We start from the raw sequence: 22,055 nt of genomic DNA, 5'->3' as shown, positions 1-22,055 counted from the left end.
CTAAAGCCCGCCCTCCTTGGGGGCGTGTAGCTCAGTGGTAGAGCACTGTGTTGACATCGCAGGGGTCGCAAGTTCAATCCTTGCCACGCCCACCATTCAAAACCCCGCCGTGCCTCTGGCCCGGCGGGGTTTTATGTTTTGACGACCGGACTGCTCCCGCGCGCTTCGATCGAATTAATCTGACAAATCCATTGACTCGCGGTCCCGCGCGCCAATAGCGCAGGCCGGAACAAGAGGATGGAGGGGATGATGGTCGGGGCATCGCGGCTGTGGATGGCACTGCTTCTTGGCGTTGCACCGCTGCCGGCGGCGGCGCAGACCTGGACCGCCGACAATGGCGACGGCACCTTCACCAATCCGCTGTTCTACGACGAGTTTTCCGATCCCGACATGATCCGGGTCGGCGACGACTATTATCTCACCGGCACCACGAACCATACCATGCCGGGCCTGCCGATCCTGCACTCGCGCGATCTGGTGAACTGGGAGCTGCTCGGCTACGCCTTCGATCGGCTCGATCTCGGCCCGGACATGCGGCTCGAAGCCGGCAAGAGCATGTATGGGCAGGGCATCTGGGCACCCAGCTTCCGCTACCACAACGGCACTTTCTACATCTTCTCGAACGTCAACGGGCATACCACGCAGGTCTTCCGCGCGACCAATCCGGCGGGGCCATGGACGCGCACGCCGATGAAGCGCTCGCTCCACGATCTCGGCGTGCTGTTCGACGACGACGGCAAGGTCTATGTCGTGTGGGGCTATCGCGAAGTGCGGATGGCGCAGCTCAACGACGCGCTCGACGATATCGTCCCCGGCAGCGAACGGGTGATCATCAAGGCCGAGCAAGGGATGGGCGAAGGCGCGCATCTCTACAAGATCGACGGGCGCTATTACATCACCAGCGCATGGTTCTCCGGGCGGATGCGCATGCCGATGGCGCGCGCCGACAAGCCCTATGGCCCGTATGAGGTGAACCACGCGATCAGCCTCGACGAAGGCTGGGGCAGCGCGGAGGGCTATCGCCACCGCGGCGAGCCCAAACCGCCCTTCGACATCGCCCCGCCGACCACCACGCCCGGCCGCAACGTCCTTCACCAGGGCGGCATCGTTCAGACCCCGCAGGGCGAATGGTGGGGCTTCTCGATGACCGATTACAATTCGCTGGGAAGGCTGACCGGGCTGTCGCCGGTGACGTGGAAGGACGGCTGGCCCTATTTCGGGCTGCCCGGCAATCTTGGCCGAACCCCGCGAACGTGGCGCAAGCCCGCCACCGGCGTCGCGCAGCGGCCGTCCGCGCCCTATGTCCGCGATGACGGCTTCGCCGGGCCCGCGCTCGGGCGGATCTGGCAGTGGAACCACGTCCCCGACGATGCGCGCTGGTCGCTGGCCGCGCGCCGCGGATTCCTGCGGCTGCACACGCTCCCGGCCACCGATTTCTTCAGCGCGCGCAACACGCTCACCCAGCGCGCGATCGGGCCGCGGTCCTTGCCGATGACGGTGCTCGAGACCGGCGGGCTGCGCGAGGGCGACGTCGCCGGGCTGGGGCTGCTCGGGCTGCCGTGGCGCACGCTCGGCGTCCGGCGCGAGGGCGGGCGGCAGTTCGTCGAGTTCCGCGATCAGCGCGGCGACAAGACGGTGCGGGTGCCGTTCGCCGGCAAACGCATCTGGCTGCGCGCCGATTGCGACTATCTCACCGAGCGCGCGCACTTCGAATACAGCCTCGACGGCAAGCGCTTCACTGCGATCGGCGATCCGTTCGTGATGGCGTTCCAGCTCAAGACGTTCCAGGGCATCCGCTACACGCTGTTCGCCTTCAACGATCGCGGGCGGGCCGGCGGCTATGCCGATTTCGATTCCTTCGCGGTCGAGGAGCCGCAGCCCCGGGGGCTGATGCATGCCATCCCCTTCGGCAAGCAGGTGACGCTGGCGCTGGGCGAACCGGCCTTGTCGCTCGCGCTGCACGAAACTTCGGTGGTGGCGCGTGCGGACGCAGGCGAAGCGGCGCGCTTCCGGATCGTCGATCGCGGGCAGGGCCGCGTCGCGCTGGCGCTCGACAAGGGCCATCTCTCGATCAACGCTACCGGCGACGCCTGGCTCAAGCCGGGCGAAGCGGGCAAGGCCGAGACCTTCCAATGGATGGAATCGATCTATGGCGAGCCGATGCTGATGTCGCTGGCGAGCGAGCGCTATCTCACCGTCGATCCGGCGAGCGGCCAGGTCTCGGCGACGAGCCCCGGCGCGCGGCCCGATCATGCGGACCATGCCCGCTTCGTGGTGACCGTGCGGAACTGAGAGCGCGCCCGAGGCTTTGGCGAAACGTTCGACTTCGCGGAGCTTCGATGACCGGACCAGGCCTGACCGAAGCCGATGCAGCGCTGCTGCGATTGCTCGATGCGCTTCGCCGCCGCGGCTATCGCTTCGTCACGCCGACCCCCGCGACGCATGCGCGGGTGATCGCGCGTCCCGATCGCCGCGTCGCGCGCGATCTCGCCGATATCCTCGGCTGGAGCCTGCCCTTCGCGCCCACCACGCTCGATCCCGAGATTCTCGCCCTGCTCGAAGCAGCGGGCGCGATCGAGCGGACCGGCGCGTTGCTGCGCAGCGTGCTGCGGGTCGCATCGCTCCGGGAGCGGCTGTTTCTCCATTCCGCCTATCCGACCGAGGCGGAGGACTCGGTGTTCTTCGGCCCCGACAGCTATCGCTTCGCCGATTTGATCGCGGCCGAGCTCGCTGGGGCGAAGCCGGCGGGCGGTACGATCGTGGACATCGGAACCGGGGCCGGCGTGGGGGCGATCGTCGCGGCGATTTTGTGTCCCGAAGCGCGAGTCGTAATGACCGACGTGAACCCTCGCGCGCTGCGGCTGGCCGCGGTGAACGCCCGCGCCGCCGGGGTTGCGATACGCGCGGTCGAGAGCGGCGACCTACGTCCGATCGACGGCGCGATCGATCTCGCGCTCGCCAACCCGCCCTATATCATCGATCCCGGGGCGCGGACCTATCGCGACGGGGGCGCGATGTATGGCGGGCAGGTGTCGGTCGATATGGCGCGGATGGCGGTGGCGCGGCTCTCGCCGCAGGGCAGGCTGATCCTTTACACCGGCAGCGCGATCGTGCGCGGCGAGGACCTGCTCGGCGCGGCGCTCGCCGGGCTGGCGGCCAAGTTGGATTGCCGGCTCGACTATCGCGAGCTCGACCCCGACATGTTCGGCGAGGAACTCGACAATGCGGCCTATGCCGAGGTGGATCGCATCGCCGTCGTCGCGGCGATCTTCACGAAGCGGTAGCGCCGTCGCGCAGCGCGTCGTCGATCACCGAGGCGAGCGCGTCGAGCCGATAGGGCTTGAGCAGCACCGGCCGGCCGCCGGTGCCCGAGCGCGCGATCTCGTCGCTATAGCCCGTGGTCAGAATCACCGGCAGCGCGGGACAGGCGGTGGCGAGCGTCTCGGCGAGCTCGAGCCCGCTCATCCCCGGCATCACCACGTCGCTGAGCACCACGTCGAACCGCGCCGCGCGCGCGACCTCGAGCGCCTCGTTGCCCGATCGGGCGCGCACGACGCTGTGTCCGAGCTCGCGCAGCAAGGCCTCGGCGAACTCGCCGACTTCCTCATTGTCCTCGACGAGCAGGACCGATCCGGTGCGGTCGCCCCCGGTGACGGTCCGCCGCTCCTGCTCCGCCGCCGACGCACGATCGCTGCCCGGAAGCAGGATGGTGACGCGCGTGCCGTGGCCGGGGGTGCTCTCGATCCGCAGGTCGCCGCCCGATTGCGACGCGAAGCCATAGACCTGGCTGAGCCCGAGCCCGGTGCCCTTGCCCGCCGCCTTGGTGGTGAAGAAGGGCTCCATGGCGCGCTCGATCGTCGCGGCATCCATGCCGCTGCCGGTATCGGACACCGAAAGCGCGATCATCGGGCTGTGCTCGCCTTCCCGCCGCTCGGTGGCGATGCGCAGCGTGCCCCCTTCGGGCATAGCGTCGCGGGCATTGACCGCGATGTTGAGCACCGCCGAGACGAGCTGCGCGCGATCGGCCTCGACGGTGCAGGCTTCGGCGACGAGCGCGGTCTCGACGATCACCCGCTCGCCCAGCGCGCGGTCGAGCAGCTCGGTCATCCCCGCGATCATCTGGTTGACGTCGATGACTTCTGGCTTGAGCGGCTGGCGCCGCGCGAAGGCGAGCAGCTGGCTGGTCAGCGCCGCGGCGCGCGACGCCGCCTCGACGATCGCGTCGGCGAAGCGCTTGCGGCGATCTTCGGCCAGGCCCGGCCGCTGCAGCATGTCGGCGGAGCCCTGGATCACGGTCAGCAGATTGTTGAAGTCGTGCGCGATCCCGCCGGTGAGCTGGCCGAGCGCCTGCATCTTCTGGGCTTGGCGCAGCTGCTCCTCGGCCTTGGCGCGCTCGTTGATCTGATGGGTGAGCTCGGCATTGGCCGCGGTCAGCGCCGCGGCGCGCGATTCGAGCTCGTGATTGGCGCGGCCGAGCGTCACTTGCGCGAGGCCCAATATCACCGCGACCAGCGCCGCCATCGCGACGAGCAGGCCGACGATCAGATAGCGGCGCAACCGGGTCGAAAAGGGCTGGGGATCAACGGCGACGAGCGCGGTGCCGAGCTGCTTGCCGGCGCGGGTCACCGGGGCTTTCGAGACGATGGCATCGGCGCCGCTCGATGCCGTCGTTTCGATCCGGCCGGGCGGCGTGGTCCCTTCGGGCGCGTAGCCGGCGACCAGCGCGCCCGCGCGGTCGTAGATCGCGGCCATGCGGATCTGCGGGTTCACGCGCAGCGTCTCGACCGATTCGCGCGCCGCGGCGGCATCGCCGAAGTCGAGCGCGGCGGCGACGCTGGCGGCGAGGATGTCGGCCTGGGCGTGGGTCTCGCGCTGCTCCTGCGCGAGATAGCTCGATTCGCCCTGCGCGACGATCAGGATGCCGGCGAGGAGAAGCAACGCGACCAGCGCGCCGGTGACCGCGATCGGAAAGCCGCGCCAGCGGCCGGTGATGTCCTCGATCCGCATCAGGGAGTCCGCTGCTTCACATCGATCGCCAATGCAAGCAGGCGCGAGCTGACCGCGATGCCGCAAGCGGCGGCGGCGGCATCGTCGATATGGAAGCGCACGCGTCCGGCGGCGACGGTGAAATGGATCATCCCGCGCGATTTGCTCCAGCGGCTGTCGGTGATGGTGAGCGTCGCCTGGCTGCGCAGCGCGGCGAGCGTGTCGGCGGTCTGCTGGTCGTTCGCGCCGGCGACGAAGGCGACGTGGCAGCCGGCGATGGCGGGCGCGTCGGCATTGGCGAAGCGCCGCACCGCGACCGGATGGCCGTCGATCGCCTCGCTCGCCGCGGCGCGGTCGAGCGTCGCGCCGAACGGATCACGCCCGATCACGCAGAGATAATAAGGCTGTTCCGCCTCGGGCTGCGAGCCCGTGGGGAGCGCGATGTAGCGGACGAACTTGGGCAGGAACGCGGCCTTGATCGCCTCCTCGCTCGCCTGCGCGCGCGCCGGCGCCGCGGCGGGCAGCGGCGCCGCGATCGCACCGAGCGCGAGCAGGAGCGCCGCGCGCCGCATCAGAAGCGCAATCGCGTTCCGGCATAGACGCTGCGCCGGATCCACTGGGCGCGTTGCACGTCATTGCTCTCGAGATGGCGGTCGTGAAGCAGATTCTCGCCGGCGAGATAGAGCTCGATTTGCTCGGCGAGCCGCACGCTCAGCCGGGCGTCGGCCTCGACATAGCCGTCCACTGGCGGCGCGTCGAACCCGTCGACCGCGCGCAGGCCGAGGTCGAACAACACGCCTTGCGGCAGCGTGATCTGCGAGCGGAGGCTGAGCTGATAGTCGGGATCCTGGCCGAGCGAGGCGCCGGCGCTGACGTCGACTGCGCCCGGGCGGACGCGGAATCCCTTGTGCAGCCACGCCGCGCCCGCGGTGACGCGCCACCATGGCGCGAGCTGCTGCGTCGCCGACGCCTCGACGCCGTAGACATGGCCGCGCAGATCGTTGGCGAGCTGGAGCGGGAAGGGATTGCCGATGAAGGTCACGCTGCGCAGGTCTCGCCAGCCATTATAGTAGAGCGAGACCGAAACCGAGGTGTTCGGACCAGGCTGGCCGCGATAGCCGAGCTCCCAAGCCGTGACCTTCTCCGCCGCGAAGTCCGGCGCCTTGGCGACCAAAGTCGGTTCGGTGATGTCGCGGTCGATCCGCGACGGCGTGCGCACCGCGCGCGACACCGCGGCCCAGAGCAGGTTGCGCGCGTCGAGCTGCCAGCCGAGGCGCAGGCTGGGGAGGAACTGGACGCCGGTATAGGACGAGCTTTCGAGCTTGAACCCGGCGGTGAGCGCGAGCCGCGACGAGAGCGCGATCCGGTCCTGGACGAAGGCATTGCCGATCCACAACCTGGCGCTCCGTGGATCGAGGCGGAAGGCGTTGAGCTGATTGTCGAACGAATCGCGCGTCGTGCGCACCCCCGCGCCGGCGACGAGATCGTGGACGCCGCTGGCGAGGTTGTACTGGAGCTCGGCGTCGAAGGTCTCGAGCACGTCGGTGGTGCGCAGCTCCTCGCGGCGGAAATAGTCGTACCATGTCTGGAGCTGGAGCGACGAACTCGCGGTCAGATCATGGTTCCAGCGCGCGATGAGGTTGTGGCCGCGATTGCCGTCGCCCGGCGCGAGGAAACGGTCGCTACGGAACAGGTCGCCCTGCAGCGTGAAGCGATCGGCCTCGCCGCGGACATCGGCGCGGAAGCCCGCCTGCCAGCCGCGTATCGCATCGTCGACATCGGCGAGGCCGTCTCCGCCGGGCATGCCCTCGCGATCATAGCCATTGGCATAGACGCGGACCGCGGCATCGTCGCCGAGCGCGAAGCCGTAGCGCGCGCCCGCGGTCCGCTCGCGCGCGCCGGCGGTGGCGCGGACCAGCCCGCCCTGCGCGTCGAACGCGGTCTTCGACTGGATGCTGATCACGCCGTTGACGGCGTTGGGCCCATAGAGCGTGCCGCCCGGCCCGGTGATCACGTCGATCTGGGCGATGTCCTCGAGCAGCGGCGAGCGTAGCTCCCAGAATATCCCCGAATGCAGCGTCGAATAGCCGCTGCGCCCGTCGATCAGCAGGAGCAGCTTGTTCGACGGCTCATAGCCGCCGAAGCCGCGCGCGCTGATCGCATATTGGGTGGTGTTGAGCCGTTGGATCTGCAGCCCGGGCGCCTGGCGGAGCAGCTCGGGGATCGCGGTGGCGGGCGAGCGGAGAATATCGTCGCCGGTGATCACCGTCGTCGCATTGGGGACGGTGGCGAGCGGCTCCTCGCGCTTCGAGGCCGAGCGGACCGGCAGCTGCGCCAGCTCCTCGATCGACAAGGTGGAGAGGTCCTGCTGCTGCGGCGGCTCGTCCGAAGGCGCGGCGGCGGCGGGAAGTGGCGCCACGATCAGAAGGGGCGCCCACCAACGTCTTGGCATCAGGTCCGGCACTCGCTCAGCTGCTGCCCCCCGGCGGCATATCCCTTGTGTTTCCACAAAGGCGGGGGGTCAAGCGGCTTGGCCAAATCCGGTCCGCTGCGGTTCTATTCGGCGGGAACGCTCCGCTTCTCGGCGGCGATGCGATCGGCATAGCCGCGCGCCATGCGCTGATGCGCGATGCGGGCGGGGGCGGACAGGGCCGAGGCAGCGCGCGCCGTCGCATCCGCGTGTCGGCGCATCAGATAGTCGAGTTCCATGGCAAGCTCCTTGGGTGCCGGTAAGCGGGAGCGCACGTCTCTCAGCCATCGGCGCTTACGAACGAACGGGAGCCGATGGTGAGTCGATTTCTAGCATGGCCAGCGCCGATTCCCGAATCGATTCTGGGCCTTAGGCATGAATCCCGAGGGAGCGGGGCACGGCGCGCCGTAGGAAATCGCGCCGGGTTATTTGTAGGATTTGTCGGGTCCAGAGTCGCAAGAGTCGCGATAGAAGTTCGCGACTATTGCGTGCCCGCGCAGTTTTGTTGCGCAAAGCTGTAGGACATTTTCGGCGGCCCCGGGGGAACGGCCGAAACGTCCGCGCGCCGATTGCAGCAGCGCAAATCCTATTGTGCAAGCCGGGGCACGACGATCCGCCGCGCCCCCAGGCAGAAAGATCAGCCGAGCACTTCGCGAACGGCGGCGCGGGCGACTTCGCGCGGGCACGGCTCGATCGGGAAGAGGCGGCGATGCGGCGGCACGAAAGCGTCGAACGCCCTGCCGGCGCCGCGAGTGATCTGGGTTTCTTCGATACGGGTAAAAAAGTTCATTCAAGTTCCTGTGTTGTGGTTGTGAAGCCCCTGCGCGGCACGTGCCGGCCGGATGCACGGAAATCGCGCGATGCCGGTTGGCGTCGCGGTCCCCGCATGCGGAATAAAGGGCGAGAGGCGCCGCGGTTCCCTCGAGGGAAACAGCCGCATCGCGGCGGGCGCCTGTGGTTAAGATGGGGAGCCGGGGAAGGTTGCGCAAGGGGCGGGGCGGCGGCGTCGGCCACGTGGCGCGTCCGGTCTTCCTTTCAGGGCAGAGCCGGGAACGCGCGAGGCGGTAGCAGGGGATGACAATTCCTCCCTCGCGCAGCGGGGGAGGGGGACCGCGCACGCAGTGCGTGGGGGAGGGGGCCTCGCCACAGGCGCTTCGCTCGCGGCGAGGCCCCCTCCGTCACGCTTCGCGTGCCACCTCCCCCGCTGCGCGAGGGAGGAATTGCGGTTCGGCTCCCGCGCGAACGCAAGGCCTTCGGTCGCTCAGCGCGCCGGCAGCGGCTTGAACGAGGCGAAGAACTTGCTCGCCTTGGCGGCGTCGAGCGTCGCGCCGCCGTTGATCGCGATCAGCTGATAGGGCTTGCCGGCGAGGATGTAGACGCGCGCGCGGCCCATCCACATGCCGGGCTTCTCGACGTCGAACTCGAGCCCCGGCGCGCCGCCGAGGCTGATCGCGCGGCTGGCGAGCAGCTTGCCCTCGGTGCCCTTGACGAAATTGTCGCGATTGGCGGCGAGCTCGGCCTGATCGTCGAACTTGAAATTGGGCTCGTAGGCGGCCCAGCCGGCGAGGAACACGCCCTCCGGGCTCGCGCTGGTGAACAGGAAGACCTTGCCCGGCGAGCCCGGCCCCTCGGCGACGGGGGTCTCGCTGCGCTGGGGCGTGGTGGGGAATTGCGCGGTGAACATGCCCTCGGGCGGCGTGAAGCTGGTCCAGACGGCGGGGGCGGCCGGCGCGGGCGCGGTCTGGGCGGCGGCAGGGGCGGCAAGCGACACGGGCGCCAGCGCGAGCGCGGCGAGGGCGAGCAGATGCGGCGGCTTCATGGATATTCCCCCAAAGACATGCCCGCATCGATGCGCGCGGGTCGTGGCACAGGCGTAGCAAGCGGGCGCGGCGCGGCAAAGAGGGGTGTTGGGCGAGGGGGTTAGGCCGCGTCCTGAACAGGAACGGCGGAGGAGGAAATGCAGGCGAGAAGAAGGTGGTTCACGCGAAGACGCGAAGACGCGAAGACGGCGTCGCGCCTTCGCCGCGGAGCGGCAGTGAGGCTGGCGTTGCACGGACCTGCCGCTGCCGCGGCGGGCTGCGATCTTCGCGTCTTCGCGCCTTTGCGTGAATCAATCCTGCTTCTTCGTGGCTTTGGGTGAGAATTCTCAGTCCTTGAGCCCCGCGGGGACCTTGCCGCCGTTTTTCTCGAGCTCGCGCATCACGGCCTTGTGGAGCCAGAGGTTCATCTCGGCGCTGCCGTCGGTCGCGCCGGTATAGCCGAGCTCGGTGGCGAGCTCCTTGCGGTTGTCGAGGCTCGAATCGAGCCCGATCAGCTTCATCAGGTCGACGATCGAGGTCCGCCAGTTGAGATCGGCGGTGCCGCGCTCGGTCTCGAACACCATCAGCACGGACTCGACATCGACCGGCTGGGCGGGGGCGGCCTGCGCGGCGGGCTGCTGGATCTGGGGCATCGCCGGCGCCTGGGCCGGAGCGGGCTGGCCGGGCGCCTGCGCGGGCGCGGCCTGCGCCTTGGGATGACCGAAGATCGCGTCCTTGATCTTGCCGAAGATGCTCATGGGGATGCTCCTGATACTGGCGCCGAAGGGCGGCCCTGCCGGGAGGAAGAACGCGCGGCGGGCGCGGGTGTTCAGGGGGCGGGGCGGTCAAATTTGCTTCGTCATCCCGGTCTTGTGCCGGGATCCACGGTGCGGCTGGGCGAGAAGCCGGAGGCGCCTTTCCGATGCGGCACGGTGGACCCCGGAACAGGTCCGGGTGACGAAGAAGTTGGGTTCGCGCAGAGGCGCGGAGGACGCGGAGAACAGGGAGCGCGCGCGGGATCGGCGCGGGCGGCGGCATCAGGGATATTGCTGGCGGGCGTGGAGAACGCCGACGATTTCGATCACGTCCGTCACGCGATAGACGAGGATGTAGTTGGGATGGACGATCGCCTCGCGGGTGCCGGCGACGCGGCCGGGACGGTGGAGGTGCGGATGATCGGGCAGGCGATCGGCTGTATGCTCGATGGCATCGCCTAGCCGAAGCGCGGCGGCGGGGCGGCGCTCGGCGATGTAACCGATGATGTCGCGCAGCGCCTGACGGGCCTCCGGCCGCCAAACGACCGGGAACCTCACTTTGCCTGGTGACGCTCGATGATCGCCCGCATCTCGGCCATGACTTCAGCATGCGGGATGCTCGGCTCTTTGGACGCCATCGCCTTCTCGACCTTGGCGCGGAACCACGCATCATAGGCCTCAGCCTCTTCGGTCGTCGCGAATTCGGACTCGATGGGCGAGAGCTTGGGCATGCGGCGAATATAGCGCACCTCGCCATGGCCGGAAAGGAGGCCGATCAGCGCAGGCGGTGTTCGGTGCCGGGGCGGGGTGATGGCAATTTAGTGCACTGTCACCGTAATTGGACTCGACCGAGGCGCTGGCGGAGAGGCCGAGATGGGCGGGGTTGGTGGGGAGGTGGGGCATGGCGGGTGCATTCCGAAAGTGCGAAATACGTGGTATCAAGTTGTCATGGATGATCTATCATTTACTACATTTCTCAAAATTAGCCTCATGGCGACCACGCAGGGAAAGTTCGGGCTGCTCCAACGCATGCACAACGGAACCGGTGGATACGACTTCTACAAGCGTATGAAGCTAGCGGCGCGTGAAGTGGCGCGGGGTGAAACCCCGGCATCCTCCATACTTTCGCAACTGCAGTCCATTAAGCGAGATTCCGAGCGTAACCACAATGTACAAATGGCGAACCACTTTGTGGATTGGTGGATTGCGCAAATAGGCGCGGTCGCCGAGGCCGAGCGCCCCACTGGGCGCTATAAGACGCCGGAAATGAATTTTGGTGTTCGTCTTACGCCAGAGCTGGCGTATAACTGCGGGGCAGTATCATATGTCACGTATCTTTGGGCTACCAATTTGCCCAAGCTCACGCGTCAAGCTGCAGGCGCAGGTCTTTTTATGCTTAGAAGCGAACTCGCAAAAGATAAATTCAGAAAAGTAAAATTTCAAATCCTAGATCTTCGGCAGAAGCGTTTATATGAAGAGGATTGCATCACCAATCAGTCATCTAGCATCCTCCAAGCCGATATTGCCCAGATCAATGCGATGTGGAAAGATATAATTCCAAAAGCTGCATAATTTCAACTCTGATCAGGGTCGACTATTTTTGCAATTCTGTACACGGTGATCGAGGCGGCGATCACTAGCAATATAGAATATAATAGTAGACAAACCCCAATAGCACTTCCGGCAATTGATAGTGCAGGGAAGATGTTAATTTTGGATGGGGCAATATGGGCGACATATTTAGATATGTCTACAAACAGAGATTGTTTGTAAAGAAATGCCCAAATAAAACATATCACTTGCATCATGATAAAATGCAAAAAAGTTGCATTCATTTCGTCCAAGTATCGAACATTATTTTTATTTCTTAAAGACTTTAAGGCCAGCCTTATTCGAGGCGAGATAAGGCTAAAAAGCAATGCATAGGTTCCTAGGCTAAATCCCAGAAGATTTGGAATAACCGACATGGAAAGATCGGTCCATTCCCGGTTCAGCCACATGTTATATGAAATAAGGCTAATCATAGCCGATAGCAAAAAAAGAGGCGATCCGATTACGGCGGAAATACCTCCGTAGTCACTAAAGTACGTTTTCAAAAACCTGAAAAACGTCGTTAACTGAGATCTTGCTTTCGGACTGGTCATCCTAGCGTCCGGTCAACTGGCGAAACGCGTGAGTTTCTGACACTGCGTCAGGATCATACTTGTCGTGAAGGTCTTCAGGATAGTCGTCTGTGGAGCGCTGCGTCGCTCCCTGCTCATCCCTTCCCTCGGTCTTTACCGAGCCATGCTCCAAGGCCGAGCGACTTACTCTGCGCAGGCCTTCGTTCGGCGTGATCGATTGGCGGGGTTCCGCTTCCACTATGAGCGTAAGTTTCTTGCTGTGAAGTTCTTCAAGGAAGCCCTCGATATTCTCATCAAAATCATCGTCAAAAACGTCGGCATTTGGCTTTGTAAGGGTCACTGTGACCCTCTTGATCACCGTGAGGGCGAAGACCGCTTCCAGCCCAGCTTTACTCTGAACGATGTCAATTACCGCCTCGTTGAACCTGCGCGTAATCGCGAGATCGGCCGCCAAGCCACCCAACATTCTCTGAGCCGACCGAACGGATAGCGTTCTACCCTTCGAGTAGGTCTGAACGTAAAACCGATGCCGACGCGCGTCGAACAGAAAGTGAAAAGAGGTGGCATTGGGATGCAGGCTATCTGGGATCGAAATCCTTGAGATATCCTTCTCAGAAGCTTCCTTCAGATTATCAGTATCAAACCACGGCTCTGTAGTGTCAATTTTAGTGAAAGTAGTTATGAGGCCAGTATAGATTCCATCGTTGGCCTCGGTTCGGCTCAAGAGCGAAAGCATTGCATAGCGGTCGCCACGAATGCGAACCGGCCTCCGGAGCTGATAAATAGCTTCAATAAATTCCCCGTAGATGCCTTCGGGGTGCGGGTGAAGGCGAACATTCAGGACACCCGACGAAATCTTAATCCGACGCGCCATTTTGAACCTCCCCCTATCAGAGCGCGCCAACCTGCAGAGTTTTATAGAAAGGTCAAATAGACCTACTCCGCCGCCACCGCTTCCTTCGCCGCCTTCCCCCGCACCAGCAACGGCGCCAGATACTTCCCCGTATAGCTCCGCGGCGCCTTGGCGACGTCTTCCGGCGTGCCTTCGGCGACGATCTCGCCGCCCTTGACGCCGCCTTCGGGCCCCAGATCCAAAATCCAGTCGGCGGTCTTGATGACGTCGAGATTGTGCTCGATCACCACCACGGTGTTGCCCTGCTCGACCAGCGCGTGGAGCACTTCGAGCAGTTTGCGCACGTCTTCGAAATGCAGGCCGGTGGTGGGCTCGTCGAGGATGTAGAGCGTGTTGCCGGTGGCGCGGCGGGCGAGTTCCTTGGCGAGCTTGACGCGCTGGGCCTCGCCGCCCGACAGCGTCGTCGCCTGCTGGCCGACCTTGACATAACCGAGGCCGACTTCGGCGAGCATCGCCATCTTGTCGCGGATCGGCGGGACCGCCTTGAAGAACTCGACCGCGTCCTCGACGGTCATGTCGAGCACGTCGGCGATGCTCTTGCCCTTGAACTTCACTTCCAGCGTCTCGCGATTGTAGCGGGCGCCATGGCAGACGTCGCAGGTGACATAGACGTCGGGGAGGAAGTGCATCTCGATCTTGAGCACGCCGTCGCCCTGGCATGCCTCGCAGCGGCCGCCCTTGACGTTGAAGCTGAACCGGCCGGGCTTGTAGCCGCGCGCCTGCGCCTCGGGCAGGCCGGCGAACCAGTCGCGGATCGCCGTGAAGGCGCCGGTGTAGGTCGCCGGGTTCGAGCGCGGGGTGCGGCCGATCGGCGACTGATCGATGTCGATCACCTTGTCGCAATATTCGAGCCCGGTGATCTTGTCGTGCTTGCCGGCGAGCAGGCGCGCGCCGTTCAGCTGGCGCGCGGCGGCGGCATAGAGCGTGTCGATCGTGAAGCTCGACTTGCCTGAGCCCGACACGCCGGTGATGCAGGTGAAGGTGCCGAGCGGGATGCTCGCGGTGACGCCGGTGAGGTTGTTCGCGGTGGCGTTGTGGACCGTCACTTTCTTGCCGGTGCCCTTGCGGCGCTTCTTGGGCAGCGGGACCTCGCGGGTGCCGTTGAGATAGTCGGCGGTGATCGAGCCCTGCGTGGCGAGGACCTGATCGAGCGTGCCGCGCGCGACGACTTCGCCGCCATGGACGCCGGCGCCCGGGCCCATGTCGATGACGTAATCGGCGGTGCGGATCGCGTCCTCGTCATGCTCGACGACGAGCACGGTGTTGCCGAGATCGCGGAGGCGCTTGAGCGTGGCGAGCAGCATGTCGTTGTCGCGCTGGTGGAGGCCGATGCTCGGCTCGTCGAGGACGTAGAGCACGCCCGACAGGCCCGAGCCGATCTGGCTGGCGAGGCGGATGCGCTGGCTCTCGCCGCCCGAGAGCGTGCCCGAGGTGCGGTTCAGGTTGAGATAGTCGAGCCCGACATTGTTGAGGAAGCCGAGGCGCTCGTCGATCTCCTTGAGGATCGCGCGGGCGATCTCGCGCTGCTGATCGGTGAGCGTGGCGGGGAGCTTCTCGAACCAGGCGAGCGCGTCGACCACCGAGAGGCGGGTGGCGTGGCTGATGTCCTCGCCGGCGATCTTGACCGCGAGCGCCTCGGGCTTGAGGCGGGCGCCGTGGCAGGTCTCGCAGGGGTGCGCGGCCTGATATTTGCTGAGCTCCTCGCGCATCCACGCGGACTCGGTCTGTAGCATGCGGCGGTTGAGATTGCCGATTACGCCCTCGAACGGCTTCTTGACGTCATACGACTTGCGGCCGTCGACGAAGGTGAGCGTGACCGGCTTGCCGCCGGTGCCGTGGAGGATGATCAGGCGGACCTCGCCGGGCAGGTCCTTCCACGGCGTGTCGAGGTTGAAGCCGAACTCGCGGGCAAGGCTGCCGAGCACCTGCATGTAATAGGGGGAGGGCGGGTTGGACTTGGCCCAGGGGACGATCGCGCCCTTCTTGATCGTGAGATCGTGATTGGGGACGACGAGGTCCTCGTCGAACTCGAGCTTCTCGCCGAGCCCGTCGCACGCCGGGCAGGCGCCCTGCGGGGCGTTGAACGAGAACAGGCGCGGCTCGATCTCCTGGATGGTGAAGCCGCTGACCGGGCAGGCGAACTTCTCGGAGAAGACGATGCGGTTGTCGGGGATGCCGGCGCCCTTCATCGCGCCGCCGGTGACGTTGGTCTCGGCCTGGAATTTCTGCGCGGCCTCGGCGACGCGATTGCCGCCGGTCAGCTCGGCCACCGTGGTATCGACCAGATCGACATAGGCCAGCCCCTCGGCGAGCTTGAGCGCCTGCTCGAAGCTTTCGGCGAGGCGGGTGGCGATGCTGTCGGCGACGACGAGGCGGTCGACCACCACTTCGATGTCGTGCTTGTACTTCTTGTCGAGCGCGGGGGCGTCCTCGATCAGATAGGTCTCGCCGTCGATGCGGACGCGCTGGAAGCCGGCCTTCTGCCACTCGGCGAGCTCCTTGCGATACTCGCCCTTGCGGCCGCGGACGACGGGGGCGAGGAGGAGCAGGCGGGTGCCCTCGGGCAGCGCGAGGACGCGATCGACCATCTGGCTGACGGTCTGCGCGGCGATCGGCAGCCCGGTGGCCGGACTGTAGGGCACGCCGACGCGCGCCCAGAGCAGGCGCATATAGTCGTAGATCTCGGTGACCGTCGCCACGGTCGAGCGCGGGTTGCGGCTGGTGGTCTTCTGCTCGATCGAGATGGCGGGGCTGAGGCCCTCGATATGCTCGACATTGGGCTTCTGCATCAGCTCGAGGAACTGGCGGGCATAGGCCGAGAGCGACTCGACATAGCGGCGCTGGCCCTCGGCATAGATGGTGTCGAAGGCGAGGCTGGATTTGCCCGAGCCGGAGAGGCCGGTGATCACCGTCAGCGTGTCACGCGGGATGTCGATGTCGACGCCCTTGAGATTATGCTCGCGCGCGCCGCGGACGCTTATGTGAGTCAGCATTGGAAGCATCCATGCTGTGTGATGTGAGTAAGCATACGGAGGCCTGATCGTTCCAGTTATGTTCCGAGTATAGGGAGCACGTGCCGGAGGTCAACGCGCGAGCTGCATCTGGGTAGCCCGTACCCGCGAAACAAGGTCCGCTGCGTCGCCGGCATGCTTGCAAGCAGAAGCGCGCAAGGTCTTGCGAATGAAATAAAGATCGGCGAACATGCGCGCACCGTCACGGAAAGCGTCCGGGCGGCGGCGTATCGGGCGAGACCTTCGGGCCGCACTCTCCCTGTTCTATCGGCCGTAGCGCGGCTTCCGATTCGGGAGCGGGGGGGATTTGTGGCGAACATCATTGGCACCGAGGCAGCCGACGCGCTGCAGGGAACCACGGGCGACGACGTGATCTCGGCGCTGGGCGACGGCGACACGATCAGCATCACGGCCGGGCATGACAGCATCGACGGCGGCACAGGCTCGGACTCGCTGTTTCTCTATTCGCCGAACGTCGCGCTAGCGGGCGGGCCGCGCAGCTACACGATCACCGGCAGCCGCTTCTTCGACGGCTCCGGCACGATCGATACGAGCTTCACCGCGATCGAGAGCATCTATCTCACCGACACCGGCACGGCGGGCGTGACGATCGACGCGAGCGCATCGGGGCTGTGGCTTACGCTGAGCCTCGCCGCGGGCATCCACAATGTGACCGGCGGCACGTCCGACGACGATTTCAGCATCAAGGGCGGCTGGGGCAGCGTCGACGGAGGCACCGGCAACGACTGGCTCACGCTCACCGTCAATGCCGCGGTCAACGGCGGCACGGTGACCGCGACGCAATCGGGCGGCGCGACGATCTGGTCGCGCGCCGGCGGGGAAAGCCTGACCACGCGCAACATCGAGATGATGCTGTTCGCGGCGATCGGCGGCGGGTTGCGCGTCGACGCGTCGGGCGCGGCGGGGCCGGTGCGGTTCGAGCAGACCGGGTTCGCGGACAGCTTCGTCGGCACCGCGAGCGACGACATGGTGACCACCGGCACGAGCGCGGCGGGCGCGGGCGACGTGCTCACCGGCGGCGGCGGCGCGGACACCTATTACTTCAAGAGCTTCGCAGGGTTCCGCGGCGCGACGATCACCGATTTCGCCGAACAGGACGAGATCAGCCTGCTCGCCGTGCCGGCGACGCCCTATTTCATCGGTACCGCTGCGTTCAGCGGCAGGGCGGGCGAAATCCGCTTCGTCCGCGGCGCCAGCGAGACGCTGCTGATCGGCGACGCCGATGGCGACGGCATCGGCGAAAGCACGCTCACGCTTTCGGGCAGCTTCCAGCTCGCCGAGACCGGCGTCGGCAGCGGAGTGCTGCGTCGCGTTCCTGACCAGATCATCGGCACCGAGGGCGATGACGTCATTGTCGGCACTACCGCCGACGAGACCGTGCATCTGCTGAGCGGCTATGACCAGATCTACCTCTCGCGCGGACACGACGTGCTCGACGGCGGCGCGGGCGGCACGGGGAATTATGGCGACTTGATGCAGCTCCATTCGGGCCTGGTCGCGTTGCCGGCGGGGCCGCATCACTACACGCTCACCGCGGACCGACTGTCCGACGCCACGGGGCTGATCGACACCAGCTTCACCGAGTTCGAGCGCATTTCGGTGACCGAGACCAGTGGCGAGAATCTAACCTTCGACGCTGGAGCGACGGAACTTTATGTCTGGATGTACCTCACCACCGGCGCGCATCAGGTAACGACCGGGTCTGGTAACGATCAGATCACTCTGATTGGCGGATCGGGGAGTTTCGACGGCGGCAGCGGCGCCTTCGACTCTCTCTTCGTCCAGCTCGACAATGCAGCGAACGGCGCCACGATCTATATCAGCGACGAGGGCGGCACGACCACGCTCGCGCAGGCCGGGCGCGCCAGCGTGACCGAGCGCAACTTCGAGAGCTTTCAGATCGCGACGTCTGCCGGTGCGCTGCGAGTCGACGCCTCGGCGGCCGCACGCGCGATCAACTTCTCGGGCACGGCGCTGGCCGACACGATCATCGGCAGCACCGGCGCCAATCAGATCGATTCGGACCCCTACGGCCTCGGTGCGGGCGATATTTTCACCGGCGGCGGCGGCAACGACTGGTTCACCTTCTGGACCTTCGCAGGACTTCACGGCGCGACGATCACCGATTTCGATCGCGACGACCTGATCGACTTGCACCTGATCACCGGCGCGCGCTTCATCGGCACCACGGCGTTCCATGGCGTCGCCGGCGAGATCCGCTACGAGGCGAGCGGGGGCCAGACGCGGCTGATCGGCGATGCCGATGGCGACGGCGTCGGCGACAGCGTGCTCACGCTTTCCAATCGCCAGATGACGCTGCGCGAGACCTATGTCGGCTCGCAGAATCTCGTGATGGGGCCCGAGCAGATCACCGGCACCGAGGCGGGGGAGACGCTGTTCGGCACGACCTTCGCCGACGAGGTTCGTGCGCTCGGCGGCAGCGATACGATCAAGGTGAGCCGGGGCATCGACAGCGTCGACGGGGGCACGGGGACCGACATGCTCGAACTCGACGCCGCGTTGCTCGACCTCGGCACCGGGCCGCATGTCTACACGGCGTTTGACGGCAGGCTGTTCGACGCATCGAGCGCGTTCGACACCAGCTTCACGGCGATCGAACGGTTGCGGGTGATCGACACCACCGGCAGCAACGTGTCGCTGAGCGCCGGCGGCCTGACCGCCACGCCGCTCACCGTGACGGTGCAGGCCGGTACGCACGAGCTGATCGGCGGCTGGGGCAATGACGGTTTCGTCGTCGGGGGCGGATCGGGCACGGTAGACGGGCGCGCCGGCACCGATACGCTGGCCTTCACGACCGATCAGGCAGTCAATTCGAATCCGCTCGTGGTGACGCCCACGGACGGCGCGATGCTGCTCGCCCAGGCCGGCGGCCCGAGCCTGACCGTGCGCAACATCGAGACGATCCAGCTTGGCGCCCGGATCGGCAGCGGCCTCAACGTCGCCGGGTCGGCGAGCAACGTACGGCTGGTCTTCGCGCTCACTGCAATGGCCGATGTCGCGGTCGGCGGCGCGGCCGGAGATCTCTTCTCGGTTGCCGGCGCCGCAACCGGCATGGGCGACGTGCTCACCGGTGGCGGCGGTGCCGACACCTTCGCATTTTCGGGCCTCGCCGGCTTTTCCGGCGCGACGATCACCGATCTGCAGAGCCAGGACACGATCCAGCTGACAAGTTTGCCGCCTAACACGGTCTTCATCGGCGGAGCCGATTTCAGCGGGGCGGGCAACGCGGAATATCGCTATCTGTCGGGCAGTGGGCTCACCGCGCTGCTCGGCGACGCGGATGGCGACGGCGAGGCGGACAGCGCAATGCTGATCAGCAACGGCGCGTTCGTGCTGGCCGAGACGAGCTTTGGCTCGGGGGTGTTGCGGATCGTCGGCCAGCTACCCGCCAATGACGCGGGCCCCAACACGATGATCGGCACCGAGGGTATCGATTATCTCGACAGCGGCGCGGGCAACGACGTGATCGAAGGACGCGGCGGAGACGACGTCATCAACGCGGGCGAGGGCAATGATCGGGTTCTCGGCGGCGCCGGTATGGACTCTATTCATGGCGGCGACGGAAACGACATCCTCGATGGCGGGGCCGATGGCGATTATGTGTTCGGCGACGATGGCGATGATACGATCACCGCCGCCGGCGGCGGCGACCGGCTCAGCGGCGGCTACGGCAACGACATCCTGACGGCGCGGGATGGCGTCTTCTCTCTGACCGGAGACGTCGGCGGCAGCACCGAATGGGACGGCGATGACCGCCTGACGCTGACCGGAGGCTCGAGCGGCTCCTCCATCGATGCCGGCGGTGGCAACGATGTGATCGACGCGGCGGGTACCGGAACGATCAACGTCTTCGGCGGATCGGGCGACGACGATGTCACGATACGGGGCTTTACGGGCGGCATGGTGTTGCTCGGGCAGGGCGACGACAGACTAAGTATCGTCGGCGGCGGCGGGTTCCAGATCGATCTCGGCGGTCCGATCGAACCGGGCCGCGACAAACTGGTGATCCAGTCGCTGACCGGCAGCCTTCTCGTTCGCAACATGAACGGCGGCGAGCAGGGCGATGTGCTCGACCTCTCGGCTTTTGGTGCGAATCCGTTCGGAACGGGGACTCTGGTGCTGCGCCAGCAAGGCTCGATGGCGGTCATCCAGCATGCGACGCTCGGCTGGCAGATCCAGCTCGAAAATGTGCTGGCCGCGAACCTGTCGTCGTTCAATCTCGGCGCGCCCAATCCGGCCTATGCGCCGCAGGGGCTGACCCTCAAGGACAGTTTCTGGGACCAGCCGACAGTCCCGTGGGATGCCCAGTTGAGCGGCGCGGACGGCAACGACACGATCGGTGGCTATGGCGGTAACGACATCCTCTACGGCGGTGGCGGCGCCGACCAACTCGACGGCGGTCAGGGCGACGACAAGCTCGACGGCGGTAGCGGCGACGATGTGCTCGTCGACGGTGCCGGGCAGGATTGGCTGATCGGCGGCAACGGCGCCGATCGCGCGACCGGCGGCGATGGCCATGACACGCTGTGGGGCGGCGACGGCGGCGACCTGCTGAACGGCGGCGCGGGCGACGACACGATCGTCGGCGGCGCCGGCATCGATACGGTGAGCTATGCCGATGCGTCGGCAGCGGTGGAGATCAACCTGTCGATCCTCGAGGATCAGCTGACCCGCGGCGCGGGCGTGGATACGCTGGTGTCGATCGAGAATATCATCGGATCGGGCTATGGCGACGTGCTCGCCGGCGATGCCGGGGCGAACCGGCTCACCGGTGGCGGCGGCGGCGATCGCTTCGTCTTCGAAGGGCCGGGCGCGCGCGACACGATCACCGATTTCGACAGGGGCGATCTGATCGACCTCGGCGCGATCGACGCGAACGGCGCGCTCGCCGGAGAGGGGGCGTTCGCCTTCATCGGCGCGGCCGCGTTCGGCGGCATCGCCGGACAGCTGCGGGTCAGCGGGGGCGGCACCGGCTGGATCGTCGAGGCGGATACCAACGGAGACCGCGTGGCCGACTTCAGTATCGCGGTGACGACGCTGTCCACGGGGTTGGTGTTCGCAGGCAGCGATTTCCTGCTCTGATCCCTTTTCGGACAAGGACTTGCGCGGTCATCTTTGGTTCAGCGACTCGGGCGGATGCTGCCTCGCATAAATGGGGAGAGGCAGCGATGCACTGGAAGCGCGTGACGCGGCTGGGAACGATGGGCGGAATGCTCGCGCTCTCGGCCTGCATGATGCCCTATGACGGCGGAATGTACGAGGCGCCGCCCGCGCCGGTCTACAGCGCGGTCGAGAGCCCCGACGAATATCGCTTCATCGATCGCGCCGACTCGCTGTGGGAGACGATCGGCGATGCGCCGCCCGACTATGCCTTTACGTTCGAGGAAGCCGAGCCTTGGGCGTGGGAGCTCGCCGACGGCCATCGCATCGTCGTCGAGGAAGCCGGCGACGGCATGCGCAGCTATTTCTTCGCGCCGGGCGATGCGGGGCCGTTCCTCGCCGTGCGGCCGGGGATGAGCTTCGGCTTCGACGGCGAGGCGGTGGCGGTGGTCTATGGCCCCGATGGCGGCGCGATGCCGCGCGAAATCGGGGCGGAGCATCTCGGCGAAGGTGTCGAACTCTTCGCCCGCGGCCGGCAATTGCTGCGCGCGATGCTGCAGAAGCAATGGCGCGAAGTCGACAGCCAGGCGTGGATCGACACCAGCCCGATGCTGTGGAGCACGATCCAGCTCTGGGATAATGGCTGGCAGCGCCATTCGGGCTGGGGACGCCATCGCGACCAGTGGCGCGACGCCGAGTGGCGGCGCCGGCTCGAGGCCGAGCGGCTGCGCCGTCGCGAGCGCGCCGAGGCGTTCAGGCGCTGGCGCGAAGGCGGGTTTCAGGGGCCGCCGCCCGGTCATTGGCACAAGCCCGGTGCCGGGCGGCCCGATCGGCCCGGCCGGCCGGGCGGTGCGAC

At 66.2% G+C, this 22,055-nt stretch carries 16 protein-coding genes and 1 tRNA gene; 6 read left to right on the top strand and 11 right to left on the bottom strand.

Annotated features, from left to right (window positions below):
- Nucleotides 1–20: 20 nt before the first annotated feature.
- From E5A74_RS20610 to E5A74_RS20600, 3 genes are all read left to right on the top strand, one after another.
- A tRNA-Val gene (locus E5A74_RS20610) sits at nt 21–95 on the top strand.
- A gap of 178 nt (nt 96–273) precedes the next feature.
- Nucleotides 274–2,292 carry a glycoside hydrolase family 43 protein gene (locus E5A74_RS20605; RefSeq protein ID WP_206365939.1) on the top strand — a complete coding sequence of 673 codons (2,019 nt, stop codon included), beginning with the start codon at nt 274–276 and terminating at the stop codon, nt 2,290–2,292.
- A 47-nt stretch (nt 2,293–2,339) separates the two neighbouring features.
- Nucleotides 2,340–3,284: a methyltransferase gene (locus tag E5A74_RS20600; protein WP_135987512.1), complete on the top strand. Its 945-nt coding sequence runs from the start codon at nt 2,340–2,342 to the stop codon at nt 3,282–3,284.
- Here the strand turns inward: E5A74_RS20600 and E5A74_RS20595 are convergent.
- The 9 genes from E5A74_RS20595 to relB all read right to left on the bottom strand — a co-directional run bounded on the left by E5A74_RS20595 (nt 3,271) and on the right by relB (nt 10,741).
- Nucleotides 3,271–5,007, bottom strand: coding sequence for an ATP-binding protein (locus tag E5A74_RS20595; protein WP_135987511.1), 1,737 nt, complete (start codon nt 5,005–5,007; stop codon nt 3,271–3,273). The genes E5A74_RS20600 and E5A74_RS20595 overlap by 14 nt on opposite strands.
- Nucleotides 5,007–5,558 carry a TOL_0243 family YfiR-like periplasmic protein gene (locus E5A74_RS20590; protein WP_135987510.1) on the bottom strand — a complete coding sequence of 184 codons (552 nt, stop codon included), beginning with the start codon at nt 5,556–5,558 and terminating at the stop codon, nt 5,007–5,009. The genes E5A74_RS20595 and E5A74_RS20590 overlap by 1 nt, the downstream gene beginning before the upstream one ends.
- Nucleotides 5,558–7,438, bottom strand: a complete 1,881-nt coding sequence (locus tag E5A74_RS20585) for a TonB-dependent receptor plug domain-containing protein (protein WP_135987509.1) — start codon at nt 7,436–7,438, stop codon at nt 5,558–5,560. Before E5A74_RS20585 ends, E5A74_RS20590 begins: the two co-directional genes overlap by 1 nt.
- Before the next feature lie 104 nt (nt 7,439–7,542).
- Nucleotides 7,543–7,695, bottom strand: a complete 153-nt coding sequence (locus tag E5A74_RS21060) for a hypothetical protein (protein ID WP_166745627.1) — start codon at nt 7,693–7,695, stop codon at nt 7,543–7,545.
- Nucleotides 7,696–8,093: 398 nt separating this feature from the next.
- Entirely contained in the window at nt 8,094–8,246 is a 153-nt protein-coding gene (locus tag E5A74_RS21055) for a hypothetical protein (protein ID WP_166745626.1), read from the bottom strand.
- A gap of 471 nt (nt 8,247–8,717) precedes the next feature.
- The gene (locus E5A74_RS20580; protein WP_135987508.1) at nt 8,718–9,275 is read right to left on the bottom strand and encodes a hypothetical protein; all 558 of its coding nucleotides are present in this window, start codon (nt 9,273–9,275) and stop codon (nt 8,718–8,720) included.
- Between the two features lie 327 nt (nt 9,276–9,602).
- Nucleotides 9,603–10,013 (bottom strand): DUF3597 domain-containing protein, encoded by a 411-nt coding sequence (locus E5A74_RS20575; RefSeq protein ID WP_135987507.1) that lies wholly within the window; start codon nt 10,011–10,013, stop codon nt 9,603–9,605.
- 279 nt (nt 10,014–10,292) lie between these two features.
- Entirely contained in the window at nt 10,293–10,568 is a 276-nt protein-coding gene (locus E5A74_RS20570) for a type II toxin-antitoxin system RelE/ParE family toxin (RefSeq protein ID WP_135987506.1), read from the bottom strand.
- Nucleotides 10,565–10,741, bottom strand: coding sequence for a type II toxin-antitoxin system RelB family antitoxin (gene relB, locus E5A74_RS20565; protein WP_135987505.1), 177 nt, complete (start codon nt 10,739–10,741; stop codon nt 10,565–10,567). Before relB ends, E5A74_RS20570 begins: the two co-directional genes overlap by 4 nt.
- Before the next feature lie 259 nt (nt 10,742–11,000).
- Here relB and E5A74_RS20560 point away from each other — a divergent pair, with 259 nt between their 5' ends.
- Entirely contained in the window at nt 11,001–11,582 is a 582-nt protein-coding gene (locus E5A74_RS20560) for a hypothetical protein (protein ID WP_135987504.1), read from the top strand.
- A 573-nt stretch (nt 11,583–12,155) separates the two neighbouring features.
- On the opposite strand, the gene E5A74_RS20550 is transcribed toward E5A74_RS20560, so the two are convergent.
- Both E5A74_RS20550 and uvrA read right to left on the bottom strand, forming a co-directional pair.
- On the bottom strand, nt 12,156–13,007 hold the full coding sequence (locus E5A74_RS20550; RefSeq protein ID WP_135987502.1) for a DUF4747 family protein: 852 nt from the start codon (nt 13,005–13,007) through the stop codon (nt 12,156–12,158).
- 62 nt (nt 13,008–13,069) lie between these two features.
- Nucleotides 13,070–16,039 (bottom strand): excinuclease ABC subunit UvrA, encoded by a 2,970-nt coding sequence (gene uvrA, locus E5A74_RS20545; protein WP_135987501.1) that lies wholly within the window; start codon nt 16,037–16,039, stop codon nt 13,070–13,072.
- A gap of 327 nt (nt 16,040–16,366) precedes the next feature.
- Between uvrA and E5A74_RS21050 the strand changes: the two genes are divergently transcribed.
- Both E5A74_RS21050 and E5A74_RS20540 read left to right on the top strand, forming a co-directional pair.
- Entirely contained in the window at nt 16,367–21,181 is a 4,815-nt protein-coding gene (locus E5A74_RS21050) for a calcium-binding protein (RefSeq protein ID WP_166745624.1), read from the top strand.
- An 86-nt stretch (nt 21,182–21,267) separates the two neighbouring features.
- The coding region (locus E5A74_RS20540) for a hypothetical protein (RefSeq protein WP_206365938.1) at nt 21,268–22,055 on the top strand (788 nt) is incomplete at its 3' end.

Source organism: Sphingomonas naasensis, assembly GCF_004792695.1.
Classification (GTDB): Bacteria; Pseudomonadota; Alphaproteobacteria; order Sphingomonadales; family Sphingomonadaceae; genus Sphingomonas; species Sphingomonas naasensis.
This window is presented reverse-complemented; position numbering and strand designations above follow the sequence as displayed.

What these genes read in the sequence shown, in the direction of transcription:
- E5A74_RS21060 (WP_166745627.1), bottom strand. Translation starts at nt 7,695, where the DNA reads ATGGAACTCGACTATCTGATGCGCCGACACGCGGATGCGACGGCGCGC.
- relB (WP_135987505.1), bottom strand. Translation starts at nt 10,741, where the DNA reads ATGCCCAAGCTCTCGCCCATCGAGTCCGAATTCGCGACGACCGAAGAG.
- E5A74_RS20605 (WP_206365939.1), top strand. Translation starts at nt 274, where the DNA reads ATGGCACTGCTTCTTGGCGTTGCACCGCTGCCGGCGGCGGCGCAGACC.
- uvrA (WP_135987501.1), bottom strand. Translation starts at nt 16,039, where the DNA reads ATGCTGACTCACATAAGCGTCCGCGGCGCGCGCGAGCATAATCTCAAG.
- E5A74_RS20590 (WP_135987510.1), bottom strand. Translation starts at nt 5,558, where the DNA reads ATGCGGCGCGCGGCGCTCCTGCTCGCGCTCGGTGCGATCGCGGCGCCG.
- E5A74_RS20595 (WP_135987511.1), bottom strand. Translation starts at nt 5,007, where the DNA reads ATGCGGATCGAGGACATCACCGGCCGCTGGCGCGGCTTTCCGATCGCG.
- E5A74_RS20550 (WP_135987502.1), bottom strand. Translation starts at nt 13,007, where the DNA reads ATGGCGCGTCGGATTAAGATTTCGTCGGGTGTCCTGAATGTTCGCCTT.
- E5A74_RS20585 (WP_135987509.1), bottom strand. Translation starts at nt 7,438, where the DNA reads ATGCCAAGACGTTGGTGGGCGCCCCTTCTGATCGTGGCGCCACTTCCC.
- E5A74_RS20575 (WP_135987507.1), bottom strand. Translation starts at nt 10,013, where the DNA reads ATGAGCATCTTCGGCAAGATCAAGGACGCGATCTTCGGTCATCCCAAG.
- E5A74_RS21055 (WP_166745626.1), bottom strand. Translation starts at nt 8,246, where the DNA reads ATGAACTTTTTTACCCGTATCGAAGAAACCCAGATCACTCGCGGCGCC.
- E5A74_RS20600 (WP_135987512.1), top strand. Translation starts at nt 2,340, where the DNA reads ATGACCGGACCAGGCCTGACCGAAGCCGATGCAGCGCTGCTGCGATTG.
- E5A74_RS20560 (WP_135987504.1), top strand. Translation starts at nt 11,001, where the DNA reads ATGGCGACCACGCAGGGAAAGTTCGGGCTGCTCCAACGCATGCACAAC.
- E5A74_RS20580 (WP_135987508.1), bottom strand. Translation starts at nt 9,275, where the DNA reads ATGAAGCCGCCGCATCTGCTCGCCCTCGCCGCGCTCGCGCTGGCGCCC.